General features: G+C 56.4%; 18 protein-coding genes. 6 read left to right on the top strand and 12 right to left on the bottom strand.

The features are described 5' to 3' along the window. Positions 1-23: 23 nt before the first annotated feature. On the bottom strand, positions 24-2,570 hold the full coding sequence (locus H5P30_RS21660; RefSeq protein WP_185695009.1) for a DUF1800 family protein: 2,547 nt from the start codon (positions 2,568-2,570) through the stop codon (positions 24-26). A gap of 943 nt (positions 2,571-3,513) precedes the next feature. On the opposite strand from H5P30_RS21660, the gene H5P30_RS21655 reads away from it, so the two are divergent. The 4 genes from H5P30_RS21655 to H5P30_RS21640 all read left to right on the top strand — a co-directional run bounded on the left by H5P30_RS21655 (position 3,514) and on the right by H5P30_RS21640 (position 9,384). After that, positions 3,514-5,844 carry a DEAD/DEAH box helicase gene (locus H5P30_RS21655; RefSeq protein ID WP_425504941.1) on the top strand — a complete coding sequence of 777 codons (2,331 nt, stop codon included), beginning with the start codon at positions 3,514-3,516 and terminating at the stop codon, positions 5,842-5,844. Between the two features lie 28 nt (positions 5,845-5,872). Then, on the top strand, positions 5,873-6,859 hold the full coding sequence (locus tag H5P30_RS21650; RefSeq protein WP_185695007.1) for a hypothetical protein: 987 nt from the start codon (positions 5,873-5,875) through the stop codon (positions 6,857-6,859). A gap of 229 nt (positions 6,860-7,088) precedes the next feature. Further along, positions 7,089-7,835 carry a class I SAM-dependent methyltransferase gene (locus tag H5P30_RS21645; protein WP_185695006.1) on the top strand — a complete coding sequence of 249 codons (747 nt, stop codon included), beginning with the start codon at positions 7,089-7,091 and terminating at the stop codon, positions 7,833-7,835. Positions 7,836-7,917: 82 nt separating this feature from the next. Further along, positions 7,918-9,384 (top strand): ATP-binding protein, encoded by a 1,467-nt coding sequence (locus H5P30_RS21640; RefSeq protein ID WP_185695005.1) that lies wholly within the window; start codon positions 7,918-7,920, stop codon positions 9,382-9,384. A gap of 24 nt (positions 9,385-9,408) precedes the next feature. Here the strand turns inward: H5P30_RS21640 and H5P30_RS21635 are convergent, their stop codons facing one another. Beyond that, positions 9,409-9,804, bottom strand: a complete 396-nt coding sequence (locus H5P30_RS21635) for an Hpt domain-containing protein (protein ID WP_185695004.1) — start codon at positions 9,802-9,804, stop codon at positions 9,409-9,411. On the opposite strand from H5P30_RS21635, the gene H5P30_RS21630 reads away from it, so the two are divergent. Then, on the top strand, positions 9,787-10,002 hold the full coding sequence (locus H5P30_RS21630) for a hypothetical protein (RefSeq protein ID WP_185695003.1): 216 nt from the start codon (positions 9,787-9,789) through the stop codon (positions 10,000-10,002). The two genes, H5P30_RS21635 and H5P30_RS21630, sit on opposite strands and share 18 nt — an antisense overlap. 282 nt (positions 10,003-10,284) lie before the next feature. Here the strand turns inward: H5P30_RS21630 and H5P30_RS21625 are convergent, their stop codons facing one another. The 9 genes from H5P30_RS21625 to H5P30_RS21585 form a co-directional block, all read right to left on the bottom strand. Then, a complete protein-coding gene (locus tag H5P30_RS21625) occupies positions 10,285-10,602 on the bottom strand; it encodes a hypothetical protein (protein ID WP_185695002.1) in 318 nt (105 codons plus the stop codon). A 183-nt stretch (positions 10,603-10,785) separates the two neighbouring features. Further along, positions 10,786-11,190, bottom strand: coding sequence for a hypothetical protein (locus tag H5P30_RS21620; RefSeq protein ID WP_185695001.1), 405 nt, complete (start codon positions 11,188-11,190; stop codon positions 10,786-10,788). 24 nt (positions 11,191-11,214) lie between these two features. Next, a complete protein-coding gene (sucD, locus tag H5P30_RS21615) occupies positions 11,215-12,099 on the bottom strand; it encodes a succinate--CoA ligase subunit alpha (RefSeq protein ID WP_185695000.1) in 885 nt (294 codons plus the stop codon). Positions 12,100-12,141: 42 nt separating this feature from the next. Then, positions 12,142-13,338 carry an ADP-forming succinate--CoA ligase subunit beta gene (sucC, locus tag H5P30_RS21610; RefSeq protein WP_185694999.1) on the bottom strand — a complete coding sequence of 399 codons (1,197 nt, stop codon included), beginning with the start codon at positions 13,336-13,338 and terminating at the stop codon, positions 12,142-12,144. Between the two features lie 17 nt (positions 13,339-13,355). Continuing rightward, the gene (gene rph, locus H5P30_RS21605; RefSeq protein WP_185694998.1) at positions 13,356-14,084 is read right to left on the bottom strand and encodes a ribonuclease PH; all 729 of its coding nucleotides are present in this window, start codon (positions 14,082-14,084) and stop codon (positions 13,356-13,358) included. 186 nt (positions 14,085-14,270) lie between these two features. Beyond that, on the bottom strand, positions 14,271-14,558 hold the full coding sequence (locus tag H5P30_RS21600) for a type II toxin-antitoxin system RelE/ParE family toxin (protein WP_221774437.1): 288 nt from the start codon (positions 14,556-14,558) through the stop codon (positions 14,271-14,273). Further along, on the bottom strand, positions 14,551-14,769 hold the full coding sequence (locus H5P30_RS21595; RefSeq protein ID WP_185694997.1) for a ParD-like family protein: 219 nt from the start codon (positions 14,767-14,769) through the stop codon (positions 14,551-14,553). Before H5P30_RS21595 ends, H5P30_RS21600 begins: the two co-directional genes overlap by 8 nt. 453 nt (positions 14,770-15,222) lie before the next feature. Further along, positions 15,223-16,155 (bottom strand): hypothetical protein, encoded by a 933-nt coding sequence (locus tag H5P30_RS21590; RefSeq protein ID WP_185694996.1) that lies wholly within the window; start codon positions 16,153-16,155, stop codon positions 15,223-15,225. 295 nt (positions 16,156-16,450) lie between these two features. Then, entirely contained in the window at positions 16,451-17,293 is an 843-nt protein-coding gene (locus H5P30_RS21585; protein ID WP_185694995.1) for a helix-turn-helix domain-containing protein, read from the bottom strand. Between the two features lie 75 nt (positions 17,294-17,368). On the opposite strand from H5P30_RS21585, the gene H5P30_RS21580 reads away from it, so the two are divergent. Beyond that, complete coding sequence (locus H5P30_RS21580) at positions 17,369-20,392, top strand: alpha-mannosidase (RefSeq protein WP_185694994.1); 3,024 nt, start codon at positions 17,369-17,371, stop codon at positions 20,390-20,392. Positions 20,393-20,413: 21 nt separating this feature from the next. On the opposite strand, the gene H5P30_RS21575 is transcribed toward H5P30_RS21580, so the two are convergent. After that, on the bottom strand, positions 20,414-20,971 hold the full coding sequence (locus H5P30_RS21575) for a lipocalin family protein (RefSeq protein ID WP_185694993.1): 558 nt from the start codon (positions 20,969-20,971) through the stop codon (positions 20,414-20,416). Between the last annotated feature and the right edge of the window lie 724 nt (positions 20,972-21,695).

The raw sequence follows: 21,695 nt of genomic DNA, 5'->3' as shown, positions 1-21,695 counted from the left end.
TAAAAACTGGGCGTTTCGGTGGATCAGTAGAGGACGGCAAATTCCGGGGAGCTGGCGATGAGATAGATGGCAAGGCGAACCTGTTCGCTCTCGGACTGATTGAGGACGTCGGGGCGAGTCAGGGTGAAGTGGAGGAGCTCACGCATTTCATTGCTCATCTGCCCGTGCATCAAGGTGACGTCCAGATGCTCCAAGAGTGCGTCCGTATCGCCGACCAGGGCGAGCTCGTCCGAAAAGTCGAAATGCACCTCGCGGGTCGGTCGATCACCGTTCCAAGTCACTTGATACCAAATCGAGCTGAAGAGGTGATTGGGGACGCGGATGCCGGTGACCTCGTTGGTGATTTGGAATTCAGGGGCGACCAGTCCGGCATCTTTGATCGGCCCAGAGGGTTGATAGGTGGGGCTGAAGAAATTGAAGACGCTGGGGGAGGAGAGAGGAGTCATCCCGTATTCATCCTCAATCCAGTAGATCTCATAGATGCCGGATTCGCTGGCGGCATCAAAGGCGCGTGCCAGAGACACGAAACGGAGATAGGGTTCCCGCTGCATTCCGTAGTGTGGGTCCTCCGAAACGGAGTAATCGCGGGCTTCGGGGTCGAGGAGGATGGCTTTTACAATGGCCTGCATGTCGCCTCGGACGCCTTCCCCATTGTCTGCGAAGGCGGCAGCCACCCGGCCCACATAGCCCGGGGATGGATTGGAGGTGACAAGCCTCTGAATCAAAAGCCTGGATACGAAGGGACCGATATTTTGATGATTGAAGAGAACGTTCAGGGCGCGATCGACATCGGCGTAGGCGTAGTCGGTTTCCGGCTGGTTCGGATCGTTGGCCGGGAGGATCGTTCCGAGCACGTTTTTACTCCCTTGGTCGTGGTGGAAAACCTCTCTGGACTGCCATTGATCCGGGGCTACTTCGAACCATTCGGTATAGGGGCCGTTCCACATCTTCATGGGCTCGACGTAAAAGTCGTCGTAGTTGAAATCTTCAGGAACCTCGGGCCAAAAGAACTCCCAACGCACGGTGGTGTCGCCCGCACCCCAACTCATCCCGGTGAAAACGCGGGCCAAGTTGGTGATATCGCTATTGTCGTAGGTCGGGATAGCCTGATTCTGCGGGTCGAGGAGGACGGAGCCATCCGGGCCGAGCATCCAGAGCCCAATGGTGAACAACTGCATGATCTCCCGGGCGTAATTCTCGTCGGGGAATCGGCCCAATTCCGGATCGGGAGGTTGGTTGCCTTGGTGGCTGAGATAGATTCCCATGCAGGGGTGAAAGGTGACGTCCTCGATCAACTCGCGGTAGTTGCCAAAGGAATTGGCGAGGAGCATGTCATAGTAGTTGAGCATTCCGCGGGGAGTGCGATCCGGTGCCCCGTGGTCGGAAATGACGAGAATCTCGCTGAGGGCGAAGGCGATCCGTTGGCGGAGGGGATCGGGAGCATTCATCGCCTGCTCCCACCATGCCCTCATTTTATGAAACGAGTAGGGGCCGCCTCCTTCGTCGATCCAGTCGATGGCCTCGAGGACGGGCTGGTGAAGTCCGATCGGCTGGCTGAATTGGTTCTCGATCCAGTCTTCAATTCCGAGGGTCTGAACTTCTTGAATGAGTTCGGGTGTGGGGCCGAAGGTCGCTTGGGTGAGAAAGCGGGCGGCCTCCTTGGCGGAGACTGGTCCTGATCCGTCCTCAATGGTAATGGTCGCTGAGTCCTGCGGATCGAGAGTGTAATCGCTCCCCTCCAGGAGGGTGAGGGTGACTGTTTCGTCTCCTTCGATCAGTGAATCGGTGATCGGAACCACTTGAACCCACGCCGTGTTGCGGCCGAAGGGCATTTCAACGGTTGAGGAAATTGCATTGTAGTCGGAGTCGGAGGTTGCGGAGCCCGTTTGGCCGAGGTGAATCGTGAGGGCATCAACCCCACCGGAGCGGCGGATCGCAAAGACGGCCGGATCGGGCCATCCTTCGTGAGTGGTGGCGTCGACGGCGCTAATGGAGACCGTATTTCCCGAGACCACGGCGCCAGCGGCGCGGGTGTAGTCCGCTGTCGGCAGGCGCATGGAGTTCGGCGTCTCGGGATCATAGCCGAGAAGGGCTTCTTCCCAATCGTTGAGACCGTCGCCGTCGCTATCGAGGTCGTTGACCTCGAGTCGCATGAAAAGGGCGGAGGATGCGGGGAGGGACAAGAACGTGTCCATGGTGTCATCTATCCCGATCCATCTGCCGTGAAGGCTCCAGGAATCCGGAGAAAGATCCGGGCTGGTCCAGAGGATGTACTCCTTGTGGCCTCGCGCCATCCACTGGATCCCCATTTGCCCCGGAGGAAGCCTACCGGTCTCCATTTGTGGGAGCAGCTTCGAAGCGGGATTCCATGGATCGGTGCCCGCCACCGCCTCGTCAGCATTGGAGGCTCCGTCTCGGTCCTCATCCCCTTCGGGCAGCAATCCCGTGGCCCGGAACGTATTCTCCCAGACATCGCTTTGACGATTGTTGTTCAGATCCAAGGCTGCCAAAGCAGCGATGGGTGCCAAGAGCAGGCCGAGAAGAAAAAAGAGGGTATTGGGGGCGGGCACGGTACAATCAAGTCTCTCGAGGGAAACTAGTAGTAGATTTAACTGAAAAAGCGAGCGCGGCTTATAGCAATAAACCGTTTTCACCGGGTTCTGACAGTCTGCTCCAAGGAGGAAATGTGCAAAAAGATCCTGGCTGGATTCAAGAAATAGCTGAAACAACCGGAATCGGCCATCTGTCCGGTTTAGAAAAGTTACGTCGAGTCTTTCCGGGACTGCAGCCTACACCCGGAGTTGAAGCAGATTGATCGTTGCGTCCAGGGGGCCTGATGACGGGGCTCGTGAATTATCTGGCAGGGTTGGTTTGGAGTGAGAGGCAGTAGATTCTACTGCAAAATGAATTGTGAACCCACGACCTCTAGTCGGATTCGGAGCCTTGTGCGTGCTGTGGAGATTCAAAATTCAGAAGCGCCATTACGTCGTCGATACGCTCTCCTCCGGTTTGCCAGACGGCTCATCTCTTTGGTTCTCATATCCTATTCGGCTAGGTCCATTCGCTGGATAGAGGGGGCCGCGGCACAGGCTGGCAGCCTGTGGTACTTTGGCTGGAGGGCTCACTTTCTTTTCTCGGGAGAAATGGCTGTCGCCAAGTCTTCCCGTATGTTTTCCTTGGAGTTGTATGGTAAACGTCCTCGAAGAAACCAGTCTGCTGGAGCTCACTCCGGGTGGGGTGGTTGTGTGCCGCCAGGAGAAGGGGGGGCTGCGTTCTGGATTTGCTGGCGGTGAGGTGCCCGGCCTGATCTTTTTGGCGGGGCGGAAGCGGGACGAAGCTGATGATGGGAGTGTCCATTTTTGGCGGAAGGTGGGTGTCCGGTTTTTGGAGGAGGTTTGTCACTTGCCGGAGGGGATGGGAAAAGGCGCTCTGGTCGTGCGGGAACCGGAGGCCACTGAGTGGCAGGAATGGGTTCTCAATGCGCCGCCTCTGCGGGGCGGAGAGTATCTTTCGGTGGAGGTTTTGTCCGCGGTGTGGGAGCGGTTGCGTCAATGGACACAGAGCCGCATCAACGATGTGGGGGGAATCAGTGTCTTTCTCGAAGCTTATGCCCCGAATTGGTCACGGGTAGGCCGGGTCACCCTGCATCTGGCCGAGAATCCGACTGATCCGGAAAATCCCTTTGCCTTTTTGGCCACCTACGCCACTGGATTGACGCCTTCCGGGGAGTTGCGGTTGCTCCCTTTGGCCAAGGCGCTCAAGGAGTTTTCCGAGGAAAGAAATCGGGAGGTGCTTCTTCGGTTGCTTTCTCCGCTGCATCGTGCCTCCGAGAATTCACCGCTCATCGCCGATCTGATCGAGACCGGGAACATTTTTCAACCGATCCTGTGGAGTCCGGCGGAGGCCTATCAATTTCTGCAGAGTGTTCCGCTCTTTGAAGAAGCGGGTTTGTTGGTGCGACTGCCAAATTGGTGGAAAAAGAGGAAGGGACCTCGTCCCCAGGTTGCGGCGACGATCGGCAAGAAGCGGACCTCAGGGGTCGGGCTTGAGGGGATGCTCGACTTCTCTTTGGAGGTGGTCGTCGATGGGAGGACGTTGACGCGACAGGAAGTGGAAGCGTTGCTGGACGGGGAAGACGGGCTCGTGCGTCTCGGGGGCGATTGGGTCGAGGTGAACCGGGAGCAGTTGCAGGAAGCTCTGGATCACTGGCGAGCGGTCGAAGAAGCGGGTGGGCTCTCCATGGTCGAGGGAATGCGTTTGCTGGCCGGGGCTCCGGGCAATCTCCAGTCGGAGGAAGAGCTGGAGGCACGTCGGGAGTGGGCTTTCGCGCAGCCCGGCGAGTGGATGTCCGAAATGCTGGGACAACTTCGGTCGCCGGATCGTGCGGCCGCCCCCTCGTCGTTAGAGGCGACTTTGCGTCCGTATCAGGAGAAGGGGCTGAACTGGTTATGGTTTTGTGGACAGACGGGGCTGGGGGGATGTCTGGCCGATGACATGGGGCTGGGGAAAACGATTCAGGTGCTCGCAGCCTTGCTGCGGAGAAAGGAGGAGTCCCCAGCGGCGAAAACCTCGCTCCTCGTCGTTCCCGCTTCACTGATTGGGAACTGGATGCGGGAAGCGGGAACGTTTGCGCCGAGCCTAAAGCTCTTCGTCGCCCACCGCTCGGATTCGGCTGTCGAGGATCCGAATGCCCCGGATTTTGCCGAGGTGGAAGCGGCCGATCTGGTCATCACCACGTACGGGACGTTGCCCCGACTCAGGTGGCCGACGGAGCGGATGTGGGGATGGATCATTCTGGATGAAGCCCAGGCCATCAAGAACCATGGGACGCGGCAGAGCCGGGCGGTGCGGAAGCTTCAGTCCGAGGCCCGCTTCGCCCTGACCGGAACTCCAGTCGAGAATCATCTCGGAGACCTCTGGTCGATTTTTGACTTCCTCAATCCAGGTCTTCTGGGAACGGCTTCGACTTTCCAGAGATTTGTCAAAAATCTGAGGACGGGCGATCAAGAGCGTTTTGCCCCGCTGCGACGTCTGGTTTCCCCCTACATCTTACGACGTCTCAAAACGGATAAATCGATTCTGGACGACCTGCCCGAGAAGACGGAGATGAAGGTCTTCTGCGGACTCTCTCCAGCCCAGGCAAAACTTTACCGGGAGAGTGCGAAGTCCTTACAGCAGGAGTTGATCGCCAGTGAGGGAATGCGTCGCAAGGGGGTAGTGCTTACCTATTTGATGCGCTTTAAGCAGATCTGCAATCATCCGGACCAGGTGGCCAAATCCGGGCATTACGCTGCCGCCAAGAGTGCCAAGTTCCAGCGACTGGCAGAGCTTTGTGAAGAGATCGCTTCGCGGGGGGAAAAGGTGCTGGTCTTTACCCAGTTCCGGGAATTGACCGGGCCTCTGGAGGAGCTTTTGGGAACGGTGTTTGGTCGGCCCGGTTTGATCCTCCACGGCGGGACGCCGGTGAAGGAACGCTCGAAGCGGGTTGATGATTTTCAGCGGGCGGAGGGCCCGCCGTTCTTCGTTCTTTCCCTCAAGGCTGGGGGAACCGGGCTCAACCTGACGGCCGCCAATCACGTCATCCATTTTGACCGCTGGTGGAATCCTGCGATTGAAAATCAGGCCACCGACCGGGCTTTCCGAATTGGCCAAAAGCGCAACGTGCTGGTCCATAAGTTTATCACGCGGGGAACCCTTGAGGAAAAAATCGACCGGATGATCGAGGCGAAGCAGCAGACGGCCGACCAGATCCTCACCGGGGGGGCGGAAACGGCATTGACCGAGATGAGCGACTCCGAGCTTTTGGATTTCGTGAGCTTGTCGATTCCGGGAGCGACCGATTGAGATGGACTGGGACGACTACAGACCAAGGATGTCGATGGGAACCCTGCGGGATCGCGCTGCGGAAAAAGTGCGTGAGCTGAAAGAGGAGGGTCTCGATCCTCAACCGGTGACCGGGGTGAGTGCCCGGGGGAAGATTGCTAACAGCTTTTGGGGACACAGTTGGTGCCGCCATTTGGAGTTGCATTGCGACTACGAAAACCGTTTGCCGCGAGGACGGAGTTATGTGAGGAATGGGGCGGTTGTGCATCTCGATATCGATCCAGGCGAGGTGAATGCTCTGGTGATGGGATCGGAACTGTACGAATTGTCGATCCGTTTCGACCCTTTGAGTTCGCAGGTTTGGCAATCGATTTTGGAGAGCTGTCGTGGGCAAATTGGGTCGATGGTCGAGTTGTTACAGGGGAAGCTTTCGGACAAAGTGATGGAGCGGGTGACCGACCCGGGAAAGGGGCTATTCCCCCAGCCCGGGGAGATGCACTTCAATTGCAACTGCCTCGACTGGGCGGATATGTGCAAGCATGTGGCGGCAGTTCTCTATGGGATTGGAGCGCGTTTGGACGAGGAGCCCGAACTCCTGTTTCGTCTCCGCGGGGTCAATCATCAGGAGCTTCTGGAAAGTGGATGCGCGACGGAAAATCTCCTTGCCGGTTTGGGGAATCGTTCGCGGAGGACGCTGGACGTTGCGAAAATACGGGATGTTTTTGGGATCGAACCGGAAGGTTTTGAATCGCTGCAAGAGCTGCTGGCTGAGGGGAATCCCGGGAAATTGGACGATGGGTCGGCGGAGACCGAGGTCGAAATCGAGAAGGAACCGGAAGATCCGGATTCCTTCGATGGCGAGGCCATTCGTTCGTTGCGGGTATGGATTGGGCTCAACGAGAAGTCCTTTGCCGCTCAGTTGGGAATCTCGGCAAAGCAGTTGGCTGAATGGGAAGCGGCAGAAGGGGTGCTTCCTCTGAATGAAGAGCAGAAAGAGTTTCTGAAGGAGATCCAGAAAGAGAAAAGCGGCGAATGAGGACTGGTCCGCTCTGGTGCGGGTTCTCTCACGGAGAGCACTGAGAACACGAAGGTGATTCTCTGTGAGCTTTGTGCTCTTTGTGAGAGGAAAATGGATCGGTGAGTTTTTTCGTGGGTCTTCTTTCCTGAGTCAGTGAGGGACCTTGCAGAGGTTGCGAGGGATGGATCCCGTTCCCTCTGTAGCTTCCGTCTTGATCTTCTCGGTGGGGACGATTCCTTATCCTTCAATGAATAAGGGCGATGTTCGCAAGTTTTACAATCAGGAGGATGTGATCGATCACTATGCGCAAGCCGCATCGGATGTGGGGTTGTGGATTTCGGAAGAGAAGATCTTTCAACGGGTTTTCTCGACCGAAGACAGCATTCTCGAGCTCGGCTGTGGTGCCGGGAGGATCGCGATCGGGCTTTACGAGTTGGGATATACGAAGATTTTTGCCACCGATTACGCGCGAAAGATGGTGGGGCGGGCGAGGAGTGCCGCCGAGATTCTGGAGTATCCGATCCCTTTCGGGGTTCAGGATGCGACAGATTTGGATTTTGCCGACGAGATGTTCGACGGAGCAATTTTCGGCTTTAATGGGCTGATGCAGATTCCGGGCCGGGACGGTCGAAAGAAGGCGATGTCAGAGATCTTCCGGGTTCTCCGTCCGGGCTCTTGGTTTGTCTTCACCAGCCATGACCGCAATGCGTCAGAGCATCCCAGTTTCTGGAAGGCGGAAACCAAACGTTGGCGGGCCGGGACTCAGGATCCCGATTTGATCGATTTCGGTGACCGTATCGGAGCGACTCCTTGGGGAGACCTTTATATCCACGTGCCCGAGGCCAATATGATTCGGGCCGATTTAAAGGAGGTCGGATTTCGGATCGAGATCGATGTGCTCCGCTCGAAGTTGGCGGATGAGCCGCCGGGGGTGAAGGAGTTTTCGGACGAGTGCCGTTTCTGGGTTGCCCAGAAGCCAGAGGCGAAGGAATAGATTTACCCACTTTTCATCGACTGCTGAGTTCGATGACGTTTCCTCTCGTCTTCGCACCTTCCCCTCCCGTAGTACACCTCGAATGGAATGGTTCCGAAGTCCCCTGCTTCTCATCGCTTTCGTTTTATACGCTCTCTTGATGGTTTCCCTCTTGGCGATCTATTTTCGAGGGTCGTCCGATAAGAGTGAGGAGGGCTCCTCAACTGCGAATGCGGCGAAGAAGGGACCGCATCGAGCCTCCCGGTCTTCGGTGACGGAATCCTCGGAATCGGTCATCCTCGAGTCGGACTTCGAGGAGGGAGATCAGTCGTCGCGTTCCCGGGATTCTGGTCTGGATGAGTTGGTCCGGGAAGCGGAGAAATTGTTCTCCTCGGAGAAAGAGCCAATATTCGTGGCGGATGCCGGTTTGAACATATTTTACCGGAACCGGGCCGCTCGGAAGGTATTTGGAGATCATCGGGATTCGGGGGAGGAGCCCTTTGCCTCGGTTCTCGGCGCAAACGAAAAGGCCGTTTGGAAGCAGTTTGGCGATCAGGATTCTCCCACCATGGGGACGATTTCCTGTCTGCTCCCAAACGGGAAAAACGGTTCGGCCCAAGTCCGCTTGGCGGTGATGAACCGGATGCCCCGCGTCTACGCACTTCGCGTGACTGGATTGGAGGAGGAAAAACCGTCTTGGCTCAGTCGCAGCGCGAAAGGAACCGAATCGACTTCGCTGACCCGCGGAGCGCATCTCGATTTCCGTGAGGTGGATCCGGCTTCGGTCGAACTTTCCGCTGACCAGATGCTCGCGCCACTGAGGGAAATCGATGGCCTGCTGAAGAAGGTCAACGACAGTCAGCTGGCCGGAGATTCGGAAGGCAGCAAGCGGTCACTGCAACCTGCCCGGAATAAGTTGCGTCGATTGATCCGGCACATCGAAGAGATCGATTGGATGCTCCAAGTGACTGACGGACACCTGCATCAGCGTCCGGAGAATTTTCAAGCCTATGCCGTCCTCGCGGAGATGGCGGAGGCCGCCAACCGCCTGACGACTGGAGACGGTCCCCGTTTGAAGCTCGACCCGGAAGAGGCCCCCGCCGTGGAGCCCATCCTCTCCGGAGACCGTCGGATTTTCGAGAAAGTGCTGACGCAGCTCCTCACCTCTGCTTTTCGCGCGACGGGTTCGGGAGAGATCATTGCTTCCTTCCGCTCCGAGGCCTTGGAGAATCCAACGCAATCGGACGATTGGTATCTATTCGCCGGCGAGGGCGAATCGGGGAGCCAAGCGACTGCGGTCACGATTCGCATCGAGTTTCAGCGTCCGGAGGAGCCCTCCAGTGGCTCTGATCTGCCAGCGGTGGTGGAAACGCTCGGGGCTCAGATCCTTGATCCTCGGATGACCAAACGGCTCGATTTTGTGAAAAAGGGGAGAGATTCCGATCTCTTCGGGCTAACACTGGCGCGGGAACTGGTGGGCAAGCTGGACGGCGATTTGGCCTTCCAATCCGATGCCAGTGGTCGCAGTGAGTTTGTTTTGCGTCTACAATTTGAAAACGCGGGGGCCTAGGAACCGCCCAAGTCTCGGCGAACCTCAGGTAAGGAAGGGAGACGGATTCAGGGCAATCTCGGCAAGCATCTTCTCGAATCGCTTGGAGGCTTCCTGCAGTTCGCGTGTCTTTTCGTCGAGCTCGGGGAGCTTCTCTTCTGCGACTCCGCCCTCGGATTGTTGCTCTAACTGAAAAGAGAGTTCCTTCACTAAAGGGCTCCCAAAAGTGCGGGCGGCGGACTTCATGGAGTGGGCGGCGCGATTGAAGTCGCGCCAATTTTGGGCCTCCCTTGCCACTTCGAGGTTGGTAAATTGGTCCCTTAGGTCAGTCTGGCAATCGCCTAAAAGCTCGACGAAGATTTCTTCATCGCCAGAGCAAATCTCTAAAGCGAAGGTGCGTAAGTCGCTTTGAGAGAAAATGGGATGGCTGGAATTTTCCATTATTTTGACAATTTAGGTATTGCGACCCATTCGCTCAAGCGGGAATTTAATTTTATGGACGTACTTTTTCATCTTAATAACTGGTTTGGTCCAATCATGGCCGCAGGTCCTTTGTTCATCGGGGCGACAATCCTGATTGGCGAGAATCTCTACATCAAGAAGGTTCGCGAAATGCGCGCCGCCCGCCGCAGCCGTTAGAGCTGTCGGAGAATTCTGAGAGGAACGGCGAAAGCCGTTCCTACGCGGCAAGCTCGCCCTCAAAGTAGCGAGAGCTTTCCAGCTCTCGATCGCCGGACTGGTTCTCCGCGAGTCCGTAGGCCAACGAAACCGCTACCGCGCTTCCGCTACAGGAAACGGAGGTATTCGGAGAGGAACGGCGAGAGCCGTTTCTACGCGGCACGCCCGCACCCAAAGTAGCGAGAGCTTCCAGCTCTCGATCGCCGGACTGGTTCCCAGCAAGGCCGTAGGGCAACGAAATCGCTATCGCGCTTCCGCTACAGGAAACGGAGGATTCGGAGAGGAACGGCGAAAGCCGTTTCTACTCGGCACGCCCGCTCCCCAAAGTAGCGAGAGCTTCCAGCTCTCGATCGTCGGGCTGGTTCCCAGCAAGGCCGTAGCCGACGAAATCGCTATCGCGCTTCCGCTCCACAGAACGGAGGATTGGAGAGGAACGGCGAAAGCCGTTTCTACCCGGCAAGCTCGCACCCCCAAAGTAGCGAGAGCTTCCAGCTCTCGATCGTCGGGCTGGTTCCCAGCAAGGCCGTAGCCGACGAAATCGCTATCGCGCTTCCGCTCCACAGAACGGAGGATTGGAGAGGAACGGCGAGCCGTTTCTACGCGGCAATCTCGCCCTCAAAGTAGCGAGAGCTTCCAGCTCTCGATCGCCGGACAGGTTCCCCGCAAGGCCGTAGGCCAACGAAATCGCGATCGCGCTTCCGCTCCACGAAACGGAGGATTGGAGAAGAACGGCGAGAGCCGTTTCTACCCCGCTTTGGATCCGCTATGACGGTACCTCTCCGGCAGGAAGAGGACGAAACTCTGCGAGCAGAGAAGGGCGGTCAGGTAGAAGAAGATCCATTCCTCGAGAGGCACGCCGAGTGGCTGGAGAAGAAAGTGGGCGATCGGGGAGGAACTGGCGTCCACGGTTCCACTCAAAATGAGGGTGGGATCGAAATGCCAGATTCCGAAGTGGACGGCGATGACGTCGGTGAAGATCAGGTAGGTGCCGACCCAAAAGGGGGGCCAGAGGATCGCCCGTAAATTGGGCAAAAAAATCTTCCATCCGATCGCCAATTGGAGGCCCACTACGGGGGCCATCCAGGCGATCAGGTGGAAGATGTAGTAAAAAGGGTCCGGTAGCCAGCCCGCGTAGAGATCCGATTCCATCGGAAAAAGCGGGCGCGGTCCGAATCAGGAAGGTGTGTAGACCTTGAGGAGAGCGTCAGCCATGTCGGACGGAGTCGGAGCGACTTCGATTCCGGCATCCTTGAGGGCGGCAATCTTGCTCTCTGCGGTACCTTCGCCTCCGGAGACAATCGCTCCGGCATGGCCCATGCGACGCCCCGGAGGAGCGGTGGTGCCTGCGATGAAGGCGGCGACCGGCTTATTCATGTGTTCCTTCACGTAAGCGGCGGCTTCTTCTTCGGCGGTTCCCCCGATCTCGCCGATCATGATGACGGCTTCGGTGTCCGGATCTTCGTTGAAGAGCTTGAGTGCGTCGGTGTGGCTGGTGCCGTTGATCGGGTCACCCCCGATGCCGATGCAGGTGGATTGTCCTACGCCGCGCTGAGTCAATTGCCAGACCGCTTCGTAAGTCAGAGTCCCGGAGCGGGAGACGACGCCGACCTTGCCCGGTTTGTGGATGTAGCCGGGCATGATGCCGATCTTGCACTCTCCGGGAGTGATGATTCCCGGGCAGTTCGGGCCGATGAGGCGGGTCTTGGTGTTGTGGAAGTAGAGGCGGCGGCGCACTTCAGCCATGTCGCGGACCGGAATTCCTTCGGTGATGCAGATGACGAGATCGATCTCAGCGTCGATGGCTTCGAGGATCGAGTCGGCTGCGAAGGGAGGTGGCACGAAGATGACGGAGCAGTTCGCGCCGGTCTTGTCGACGGCGTCTGCCAAAGTGTCGAAAATCGGCACTTGGTCTTCAAACTTTTGGCCGCCCTTACCGGGAGTGACTCCGGCGACGATGTTGGTGCCGTAGGCTAGGCATTGTTGGGCGTGAAAGCCGCCGGCTTTACCGGTGATTCCCTGGACCACCACACGGGTGTCTTTGTTTACGAGGATACTCATGACGGGTTCTTTCTAAAATTTAGTTAGCAGTGGTGGTGGTTCTCAGGCTTCGCTCTTTTCCACGAGGCCGACGATCTTTTCGGCCGCTTCGGAGAGGGAGTCGGCGGTTTCGAGGGGGAGGTTGCTCTCGGCGAGCAGCTTCTTGCCCTCTTCGACGTTGGTTCCTTCGAGGCGGACGACGAGCGGCACCTTGAGTTCGATGTTCTTGGCCGCGCCAATGATCCCCCGGGCGATCACGTCACATTGCATGATTCCGCCGAAGATGTTGACGAGGATGCCCTTGACGTTCGGGTCGCTGGTGATGATGCGGAAGGCATTGGTCACCTGCTCCTCGGATGCACCCCCACCGACGTCGAGGAAGTTGGCCGGAGAGCCGCCGAAGTATTTGATGATGTCCATGGTCGCCATCGCGAGTCCGGCACCATTCACCATGCAGGCGATGTTTCCGTCGAGGGCGATGTAGTTCAAATTGAACTGGGAGGCTTCGGTTTCCTTCGGATCCTCTTCGTTGAGGTCGCGGAGCTGCTGAATTTCCGGGTGTTGGAAAACGGCGTTCTCATCGAAGGAGACTTTGGCGTCGAGGGCCTGGAGGTGATTGTCCTCGGTGACGATAAGGGGATTGATTTCCACCATCATCGCGTTCTTTTCCCAGTAGAGCTTGTAGAGCTGGGCGAGGAGTCGAGCCATTTCCTTGACGAGTCCACCCGTGAACCCGAGGGCAAACGCCACGCGGCGGGCTTGGTGGTGACGAAGGCCGAGTGTCGGCGGAACAAAAATGCGAACGATCTTCTCGGGAGTCTTCTCGGCGACTTCCTCAATATCCATGCCCCCTTCGGTCGAGGCCATGATCACGGTTTGGGCCGTTTTACGATCGAGGAGGATCGCGAGGTAGTATTCCTTTTTGATCTCGGAGGCCTCGGAGAAGTACACGGTCTGCACCTTGCGGCCAGCTTCCCCGGTCTGCTTGGTGATGAGGGTGTTGCCGAGCATGTGGCCGGCGAACTCGCGCGCTTCCTTCTGGTCTTTCGCGATCTTCACTCCCCCTTGGTAGCCGTCGGTGAAGTGACCTTTTCCGCGACCCCCCGCATGAATCTGGGCTTTGACGACGATTTTCTCACCACTGTCGAAGTGGTTGATCGCGGTCTCACACTCCCTCGTGTTTTGGGCGGCGTAGCCGCGCGGTGCTGGGATCTTGTATTCGGCGAAGAGGCGCTTGGCCTGGTATTCGTGGATGTTCATGGGTCAGTGAGTAGGAATTAAAGGGCCGCTTTTTGAAGTTCGGTGAGCTCGCCGATTCCCTTTTTGGCGAGGCCGAGCAGTTGGGTGAGCTGGTCATCGGAGAAGGTCGCTTCCTCTCCGGTTCCCTGGAGCTCGACGAATTGTCCGGATCCGGTCATCACGACGTTGAAATCGACTGAGGCGGCCAAGTCTTCCGGATAGTTGAGGTCGAGGACCGAGGTGTCGTAGAAGACGCCGACGCTTACAGCGGCGATCGAATCCTTAAAGGGGTTCTCGGTGAGGACGCCGTCCTTCATCAGGCGGCGCACGGCCATCTCGGCGGCGACATAAGCCCCGGTGATCGAGGCGGTGCGTGTGCCACCGTCGGCCTGAAGCACGTCGCAGTCGACCCAGAGGGTATGGCCGGGAAGCTTCTGGAGGTCGATCACGGCACGCAAGGAGCGTCCGATGAGGCGCTGGATCTCAATCCCGCGTCCGTCCTGTTTGCCACGGTTCACATCGCGCTGCTTGCGATCGTGAGTCGAGTAGGGGAGCATCGAGTACTCGGCGGATACCCAGCCTCCCTTGACTCCTTGGGCGTTCATCCAGCGAGGAACTTTTTTCTCAATGGTTGCCGCACAGATCACGCGGGTATTTCCAAAAGATACCAGAACGGATCCCGTAGCATTGGGAGCGATTCCCGGTTCAAAAGTTACGGGGCGAAGTTCGTCATTCTGTCGGCCATCGGGCCTGGGCAGGTCGGTCATCTAATTAGGTTTAGGCCGGGGCGGCGGGGCATGGCAAGCTTCAAGGGGGGAGGAAGGGCAAGGTGGGCCCGGAATAGTCGAGTGCCAGATGTGTGATTCGGGCAGGGAGAATCGTGGAGGGTAAGTGGCCAAGCCGGGGATCAAGTACAACTATGACAAGCAATTTCGGCCGGCATACTCGTAGGATTAGGCCTTCCGGTAGTTTTTCAGGTCACGATAAAAGTTTTCATGGCTGCCCAATGTCAGTAGATTGATCTCTTCTTCGTCGTAGGTGTAGGAAAGAAGAATCAACTGCTTCCTGACCTTGAACTTGTGGACGAAAACACCTGCCAGGTCTCCGGCCTTTTCTTCTCCGATATCTGGATTCTTCAGGATGTCTAGAACTGCGTTATCAAGCTCTTTCTTTTCCTGTCTCTTTAATTTTTTTGCCTTTCGACCGAATGCCGCAGAAGCGTAAACGATTCGATTAACCAAAGGTATACTCCTCCTTTTGGCCTTTTTTCATTTCTTCCATCGCCAAGAGAGTTTCTTTTATAAAACTGAACGGAAGGTCAGGATTCTCCTCTGCCGCTTTGCCAATGGTGGCCCAATATTCGACTTGGGAGGTCATTGACCGATGCTCGACTTTCGACCGGGTTTTGGCTTCGTCGGCAAGATGGTCTGAAATTCGAACGACTGTGCTCATGGGTAGAGAATGTAGCAAAATGAAGCACATTGTCAACTGTCCCGTCGGCAGACTTGAGTGGCACTGGTTTAAGAGATTGTATGGAATGGGAATCACCCCACCCCCGACATAGTCGGGGTAGTCGGGGGTCCCCCCTTTTACTCGTAGGAGGGGAGTCAGAAAATTACAGAAAGACTCTTCCCCTGTGGCAGGGGAGGGGGATCCCACGGACGCGGGATGGAGGGGGTTCTCTTCAATAGTTCCTAATATCAAAATCTCCCTTCTAAAACCCTTAAACTAGTGCCATTCCCGGCAGACTTCGAGGGTGGTGCCGGAGTGATGGGGATCAATCACAAGGCTGGCGGTTCATGGTCCTGTTGGTCTTTTCGGGATGGTTGTCGGGTTGCCTGGGCCGTCTGAATATGGCTTTTGTCGGTTTTCGACCAGCCCGAAAGGGAAAACTGTTTTCTTTCTCTATTGTATCCGAATCTTCCCGATTCCTGAGCGACTGGGAGTATAAGTTTCGTCACCGCGTTCAATTTCAAGGAATTTGCCTTCAGTGTATAGAATTACAACCTCACCGTCTGCGGCGATGGTTCGACTATCCCCCGGTCTGAGAGCAAATTGCCCAAGAGTTTCATCATTGGCCGAATCCTTCACCCGGATATAGGTTGATCCATCGGTTGCCCGGAGAATAATCTCTCGGGAAAGTGGAACATCGGCGGATCCGCTTGAATTTGGTCCGATGTTTTCGGCTGATTGTTTTATCTCGTCCGTTTTAGCTGAATCGGCTAAAGAACCGGACCAATAATGGGGATCATTGGTATTCCGATCATAAAGGCGAATCTTCTCAGTGTCCGACTTTTTCTCAATGAAACTGATCGTTGCTTCAACTACATAGGGGTCACCTTCCCGAAAATAGGAAGCCAGAACATACTCGTAGTTTAATGCCGGATATTCTGGTATGCATGGTCGAGAGTCTGTGATCAATCCATCCTCCTCGACCCAAGGCAAAGTAGAGAACTTATCAGTATACCAAAGGATTCGTGTTCCTTCTGTCGCCTTGCAGTTCGAAATCCAGATTTTCATTTTTTTTTCGTTCAGCCGGTTCGGATCTGGATGGTTGCCGACTCTAAATGGCGAATTCGAGAAGAACATCGCGATTTTCTTTGATGGTTTATCTGAGATGAATGTAGTGACTTCTTTTTTTTCTCCGTTTGGAAAAGTCGAAATCTCGAAAACAACATAAGCTAACACAGGCTTCTCAAACGTGAAATTCCAATTTCCGCCTTGTATTTCAAGTTCATGCATCAATTGCTCCATGGTGATTGGAGATTCTACAGCGCGATTGTGCGCGTGGGCTTGGCAGTAAACAGCTAGCAAAAGGAGTATTGTGATGTGCTTCATTTTCTTTCCATATCAGTGTTTATCTCTCGAACTGAGATTGAGTTAAATCAGTTCCGATTTCAGATCTGAAGATATTCGTTTTTACGGTTTTTTGGGCTCTTTTTGTTTTGTAAATGTCTGGAGGGGAATCGGATAAAGTATTTTGGGGTCTATTTTTGAGAACACGGACCTGCTCCGAAAGCAAGCTTGATCCTCCGGCAAGTCCACGGCCCTGCAAGTTTCTCCATCGCCAACGAGTGGAATCTTCGGGGGTTGATTCGATGCGGCGGGGAGCGTCGCGCTCGACTTACTGGCCCTACGAAATCTGGGGAATCCCAAATTTGAGACGGTACTTTCGCGGGGTGGTCTGGTGGGTGGTTTTGAAGACCTTGTAGAAATGACCGAGATTTTCGAAGCCACACTCTTCGGCGATATCGACGATCTCTTTTTGGGAGGTCTCCAGTTGCATGGAGGCCCATTTGATCCGAGCCCGGTTGACGATCTCCCGCGGGCTGATGTTTAGACATTTACGACAAGCCCGGCTGACGTGTTCGTGGCTGCGTCCGGCCATACGGACGAACTCCGGGACTCCTCCGACAAAGTTCGGCCAGATCTCAATCTTCCGGACGGCTTGGGTCAGCCATTCGGGAGTGGCGGCGGGATGAGTGGTTTCCCGGTCGCGATTGTCGAGGAGGGCGAGGACTCCGTGCAGATAGGCGGCCGCATTGGTTTCGTTCCAGTGGCCGGCAGCCAAGTCGTTACCCATCTGACGGAGGCGTTCGCGGTCATCGACGCTCAAGTAATATTCGCGCTTGGCGATCGGTGTATGATCAAAGAAGCATATCCGATCGGGGAAGAAGTTCGTGCGGATTTTTTCCCAGAGAGGCGAGGGGAAGGCGAAGTTGATCAGCCGGATGCGGTCGTCCTGTTCCCAGGCGGAGAAGCCGTGTTGGTCATCCGCGCGAATGAGGGCAAAGTAGCCGGTTTCCATGAGCCTGGGCTCTCCGTTTAAAAGGTGGCAGCCGCGCCCGCTCTCAATCCAGAAGAATTCGTGATAATCCTGAGCATGCACTTTGGGGGAGGGAATGTAGCTATAGTTGTAGGCTTCGTAGGTGCAGGCGTAGGGTTGGGGCCAGTCGAAGGTCGAGAGCGTGTGCATCAAGTCAGCGTAAGAAATTGTCGGGTTACCGCAAGAACCGAGAGCGATGCTTCTGCTATACTCCTTTCTACTATTATGCTTCCCAATCATCATCTTCCGCAACTGACCCCCAACCGAATCAACGCGGCTCTCAATCGCCTACAATCGAGCATCTGGACGGATTCGCGTCCGGTCTCGGTTGAGGCTTCCGAGCCGAGCCCGAGTCAGGTGCCACTGGCCAAAGGCAAGACCTTGGATCGCCAGCCAGTGAGTCATTGCTCTTTCTGGGGCAAATTATTTGACCAGCGATGGAGCCGGGTCTTCCTCCCGGAGGCGGCAGACGACAATACTTGGCTCCACTGGAAAGATCAGGCAGAGGCGACGCTTTACGTTGAGGATCAACCGTATTTTGGCTTCAACGTTGCCCACCGCCATTGCCGTTTGCCTGAGGGGACGAGTGAGGTCTGGGTCCAATCGAGCTGCATCCAGAGTGCGATCTGGCATCCGGAGGCGAACGGGATGGAAGAGAAGGGGAGCTACTTTGAGAGCGCTACCGTCCGGCGTCGGAACGACGAAGTGTGGAATGCCTACCACGACCTCAAGTGCATCTTCGACTTGTTCATTGATCAGCGGCACCGGGAGAATCCTCAGGTCTCGACCGAATTGATCGGGGCCGGATTGCAGCCGCCGATGGATAAATTTACTCCTTCGCTGCGGAAAATGCTCCGAGGTATGGAGGATGCCGTGAACGCTCTCGATCGGGAAGGGGTTGCCGCCTTGCGGGAATCACTGGCGGGGCTCTATCAAAGCCTCCGGGTCGACAAGACTTTTGCCCGTTGTGTTCTGACCGGACACGCCCACCTGGATCTCGTCTGGATCTGGCCTGAGCGCATGGGAGAATTGAAAGCGGTGAACATCTTTTCGACCGTCGACCGCTTGATGGAAGAGTATCCGGAATACCGATTCGCCTACAGCCAGCCTGCCAGCTACGAGGCGGTGGCGAAGCGGGAGCCCGGCCTGTACGACCGCGTGTTGCAGCGAATCGGTTCCAAACAATGGGAAGCGACCGGGGCGATGTACGTGGAGTCCGACACAACCATGGCCTGCGGAGAAGCGTTGGCCCGCAGCTTTGTTCTCGGACAGAAGGGGTTCGAGGCCATCAATGGACAGCTCTCGAAGCTGACCTGGCTCCCGGATGTCTTCGGCTATGCGGCCTGCCTGCCCTTGATCATGAAGCAGACCGGGGTGAATTACTTCTTCACGACGAAGATGACTTGGAATGCGATCAACCGTTTTCCCTATAGCAGTTTTGTCTGGAAGGGGCACGATGGTTCGGAGGTGCTCGCCCACGTGACTCAGGAGTCCGGCTACGTCACGCACATGACGATCGACAACGTGAAGGCTCCGATGAATGCGAATCAGCAGGCCGATATCCACGACGAATACCTGCTCCCGACCGGGTATGGCGACGGAGGCGGTGGACCTACGGACGAGATGCTCGAGCGGGCGCGTCGACTCGGTTCGCTGCCGGGAATGCCGTCGATCGAATGGGATCAGCCGGAGGCCTTTTTCGATCGCTTGAATGCGGTGAAGGATGAGCTGCCAGTTCACCAGGGCGAATGCTATCTCGAGTATCACCGCGGAACCTACACCACGCACGGGAATTTGAAAGAGAGCTTCCGGAATCTCGAGCGGGCCTTGCAGGTTGCCGAATCGGTTTCCTCCCTGACTGGAAAGCATTGGGAGATGGAGCACGCTTGGAAGCGTTTGGTCTTCTCTCAGTTTCACGACTACATTCCCGGGAGTTCGGTCTGGGATGTGTATCTGGAAGGGTTGCCGGAGCTCGATGAGAACGCGGCCACGCAGAGGGCAGAAGCTGCTCAAGCGTTGGAAGGTGAAGGCGACTTGGCCATCTTCAACCCGCATGCAGTTCCCGTGCGCAAGTGGATCACGCCGGAAGGTGCGAAGGAGGCCACTTATGTTGAACTGCCAGCTCTGAGCGGATCTGCGCTGGCCGGGGTGGCCGTTGAACAGCCGGAAGAGGTGCGTGTCGAAGGTTCATTGGTCTCAAATGGTTTGGTATCCTTCCAGTTGAACCAGTCCGGATGGATTGATTCGCTCGTTTGGGAAGGGGTGGAAGTGCCACTGTCCGAACCCATCGGACAATTGGTCCTCTATCCGGACCATGCGGCGAACTTCGACGCCTGGGATATTGATCGCCACGTCTTGTCCTTGGGGGAGGTCTGCGCGGCCGATGCGACGGTGACTCCGGTTCAGGAAGGATCGCACCGCGGCGGGTTCGCCGTGAAACGTAAGATCGGCGAATCGAGTGAAGCGACGGTTACCTTCCTCCTCGAAGCGGGGAGTCCGCTAGTCAATGTCTCGATCGATCTGGACTGGCACGAGTCGGAGTCTCTGCTAAAGATTCTTTTCCCGACGCAATACGCGGCGATGAATGCTCGATTTGGCATTCCTTACGGGAGCGTTCTCCGTCCTCAGTTGGCCAACGGGATGGTTGCCGAGGCCATGTGGGAGGTTCCTTTCAATCGTCACCTTTCGATATTCGATGAGGGGGAGAGTGAGGGGATGTTCCTCGTATCCGAGGCGAAGTACGGGGCTTCGGTCCGGAACGGATGCGTTGGGGTGAGCCTCGTGCGGAGTCCGAAAGTGACCGGCTTTGATGGACACGCTCATGCGTGGCCCCCTCATCTGACCCGACTGGAGATCGAATCGCCTTTCAGCGATCAAGGATCTCACCGGATTGCTCTGGCAATCGGGCGCTATGATGCCGGGTTGCCGCGTGAGCGTCAGCCGGCCTCCGTGGCGGATACCCATTTTACCGAGCCGTTGATCTACCGGGGTGAGTCGGTCGAATCGCCTCTGATGTCCTTGGAGGGTGGAGACTCGCTGGTTCCTTGCTGGGTCAAGCCCGCCGGGGAAGGATCTTGGATTTTACGCCTACACGAAGTAGCCGGCCGTCGGGGTTCGGTTGAGGTTCAAGTCGCAGAGGGTTGGACCGTCGAACAAACCGAGATCGGGGAAAAGTCGGTGGAAAGCGTCGAGAGTTTCGTCAAGTTCTCACCCTATGAGGTGGTCAGTCTGCGTTTCCGTAAGAGCTAAAGGGCTTCCGATGGGATGGTCCTAGAGTGGGCGGTTGTTGAGGATTAATTTGTCGGTATCGAACCCTAGTTGAGAGGCGTAATCGATGTATTGCCTCAACTGCTCGTCGGGGATTTGCGGTTCGCGTGCGAGGAGCCAGAGCGTTTTCCGATTCGGCGATCCCACCAGAGCCACGGAGTAGTCCGATTCGAGTTTAAAAATCCAGTAGTTCCCGAAATCTGGCGAAGAGCCAAAAATCTTGGCGAAGAAGTTATCGATCGTGACCTCCAGTCTAGTGTTTTCGGAACCGGGGACGGGCACCGCGTGTCCGGTGACGCTACGGGTCGATCCGTCCGGGGCGATTGCGGTATTGACGAGTGCGATTGTCCCGTTGTCGTTTAACGAGTACTCTGCAGTGGCGCGCTCGTCTTCGTCTTGAAAGAATACGGGTAGGCGGGCGACCTCATGCCAAAGTCCAGTGTAGCGATCCAATTCTACAGCTTTGACCGTCGGTGGCGGATTATTCGGAAGGGATTGGCAAGATGACAAGAGAACCAGACCGAGGAGGAGGAAGGGTGAGTTGCGGAGGAAGTGATTCATGATAATCGTGACTCTAGTGGATCGCCTATGCAGAAAGCAAATTACGTGTAATCGCTTTAGAGCGCTCGAACCTTCTGCTTCCGAATTGGCCCAAAACTCCTGACTCTGGCCGCGGGGGGTAGATTACGGGATAAGACGAGGGGGGAGAGGATCGCCGCGAGGAGGTGCAGAATGCACAAAAGGGAAGGTCGGAGAGTCGTTTGGATTTTTGGGGGGGGTATCTGAGGGTCCGTTGCCGATGCGAGCCGAACGACTGAAGTCGATCGGGAACAGTGGGAGTGAGGTTCCTCTCTCGTTCTCGCATGACTTTAGTCGTGCGATTGCTGCGCGCTTTATGCTCTCTCTCGCGAGGCAGGGATGATTGAGGCGGCGCGGTGAGATTGTTCAGCTCGGATGAGGTTGGTAGCCGATGCGAGCCGAACGACTAAAGTCGATCGGGAACGGTGGGATTGAGGTTTCTCTTCCGTTCTCGCATGACTTTAGTCGTGCGATTGCTGCGTACTTTTTGCTCTCGCGTGGCTGGGATGATTGAGGCGGCGCGGTGAGATTGTTCAGCTCGGATGAGGTTGGTAGCCGATGCGAGCCGAACGACTAAAGTCGATCGGGAACGGTGGGATTGAGGTTTCTCTTCCGTTCTCGCATGACTTTAGTCGTGCGATTGCTGCGTAGTTTTTGCTCTCGCGAGGCGTTCGAAGCATACCTTTAGACTTATTGATACCGGAGG

It is taken from the genome of Puniceicoccus vermicola (genome assembly GCF_014230055.1).
In the GTDB taxonomy this organism is placed as follows: Bacteria; Verrucomicrobiota; Verrucomicrobiia; order Opitutales; family Puniceicoccaceae; genus Puniceicoccus; species Puniceicoccus vermicola.
This window is presented reverse-complemented; position numbering and strand designations above follow the sequence as displayed.

Bases quoted from the DNA above. Each gene is read 5' to 3' on its own strand.
- H5P30_RS21650 (WP_185695007.1), top strand. From the start codon at position 5,873: ATGTCGATGGGAACCCTGCGGGATCGCGCTGCGGAAAAAGTGCGTGAG.
- H5P30_RS21645 (WP_185695006.1), top strand. From the start codon at position 7,089: ATGAATAAGGGCGATGTTCGCAAGTTTTACAATCAGGAGGATGTGATC.
- H5P30_RS21640 (WP_185695005.1), top strand. From the start codon at position 7,918: ATGGAATGGTTCCGAAGTCCCCTGCTTCTCATCGCTTTCGTTTTATAC.
- H5P30_RS21630 (WP_185695003.1), top strand. From the start codon at position 9,787: ATGGCTGGAATTTTCCATTATTTTGACAATTTAGGTATTGCGACCCAT.
- H5P30_RS21635 (WP_185695004.1), bottom strand. From the start codon at position 9,804: ATGGAAAATTCCAGCCATCCCATTTTCTCTCAAAGCGACTTACGCACC.
- H5P30_RS21620 (WP_185695001.1), bottom strand. From the start codon at position 11,190: ATGGAATCGGATCTCTACGCGGGCTGGCTACCGGACCCTTTTTACTAC.
- sucD (WP_185695000.1), bottom strand. From the start codon at position 12,099: ATGAGTATCCTCGTAAACAAAGACACCCGTGTGGTGGTCCAGGGAATC.
- sucC (WP_185694999.1), bottom strand. From the start codon at position 13,338: ATGAACATCCACGAATACCAGGCCAAGCGCCTCTTCGCCGAATACAAG.
- rph (WP_185694998.1), bottom strand. From the start codon at position 14,084: ATGACCGACCTGCCCAGGCCCGATGGCCGACAGAATGACGAACTTCGC.
- H5P30_RS21595 (WP_185694997.1), bottom strand. From the start codon at position 14,769: ATGAGCACAGTCGTTCGAATTTCAGACCATCTTGCCGACGAAGCCAAA.
- H5P30_RS21590 (WP_185694996.1), bottom strand. From the start codon at position 16,155: ATGAAGCACATCACAATACTCCTTTTGCTAGCTGTTTACTGCCAAGCC.
- H5P30_RS21585 (WP_185694995.1), bottom strand. From the start codon at position 17,293: ATGCACACGCTCTCGACCTTCGACTGGCCCCAACCCTACGCCTGCACC.
- H5P30_RS21580 (WP_185694994.1), top strand. From the start codon at position 17,369: ATGCTTCCCAATCATCATCTTCCGCAACTGACCCCCAACCGAATCAAC.
- H5P30_RS21575 (WP_185694993.1), bottom strand. From the start codon at position 20,971: ATGAATCACTTCCTCCGCAACTCACCCTTCCTCCTCCTCGGTCTGGTT.